The 1,046-nt window shown below is 56.6% G+C and carries 1 protein-coding gene and 1 pseudogene; one reads left to right on the plus strand and one right to left on the minus strand.

Annotated elements, in window-relative coordinates:
• Window positions 1–282: replication initiation protein RepC (gene repC / locus ACXJ5O_RS28030; protein WP_457302769.1), on the plus strand; the 282-nt coding region annotated here is incomplete at its 5' end.
• Window positions 283–803: 521 nt separating this feature from the next.
• Here the strand turns inward: repC and ACXJ5O_RS28035 are convergent.
• Window positions 804–1,046: pseudogene (locus tag ACXJ5O_RS28035) on the minus strand (recombinase family protein); the annotation flags it as partial.

Here is a 1,046-nt window from a genome sequence, read left to right on the forward strand (position 1 = left end):
ATCAGCAACTGGCGGGATCTGATGACCACGGCAGCACAGGTAAGGGGCTATCTCGGTATTTCCCCCTCAGCCTATGAGGATGCGCTCGATGTTTTTGGTCAGGAAAATACCGCCATCGTCATTGGCTGCATCCTGCAGCGAGCTCAGAACATCAATTCCGCCGGCGGTTACCTGCGGGCTTTGACCGAAAAGGCGAGGGCAGCGGAGTTTTCCGTCGGGCCGATGCTCATGGCGGCATTGAAGGCAAATGGCGTGCAGCCGCAGTTGGTGGCGACGACATGAGGGATCCAACGGGATATCGGTTGCCTGCGCCTATTTACCGTTCAGAACAGGCGGCGTCGCTTCAACCGCTCCGGGACGCGCCTGGTTCGGTAGATGATCATCCCTCGAGAACAATGCCAATGTTCCCAACAGCGCGAAAAAGATCAAAAGCGCGCCGACTACAACGCATTGGTGTATCATTGTGCATCTCCGTTCTTGCCATAACCCGCTTAGGCACGAAGGGTTACCTATCTTTTAAATTTCCGAGATTAACGGACATCGGCGAAGGCTACCGCATAGGTCCCAAAGATCAGAGCATGAACTTGGGAACTGGATGGTTGGGCGCGCCACGGCCTGAAGGAGTTGGCTTGATGGGCGCTTGCAAATTGTGGTTTGGATCTGTCTTCCTCACTTGACCTGCGGCCCATTGGTTCGGTACCTGGTCACCGCTCGCTGTACCTTGGCGGAACTGGTAATGGCGTCGCTAAGATCAACCGGATCGCATCTGCAGATGGTGCCGAAATGATTAGACGATGCAGCTGCTACGGCAGAACAAGCCCGAGCTTCTTTGCCCTGTCGAGCAGGTTTTTGACCGACGAAGCTGCCCAGGTGGAAGAGCCTCGCGGTGTGCGTTCATGCATCGCCTCGAGCTGACTGGCAATATCGCGCATGGCTAGATCCGGATTAGCGTTGGCGATGCCTGTAATCAGCATCATCAGCCGGTCCTGGGGGGTGCGGCGGGGGGAGGGGCGTATCAACTCTGGATCAGCCAGGCCTTCGCGAAC

This window comes from Phyllobacterium sp. P5_D12 (assembly GCF_054049495.1).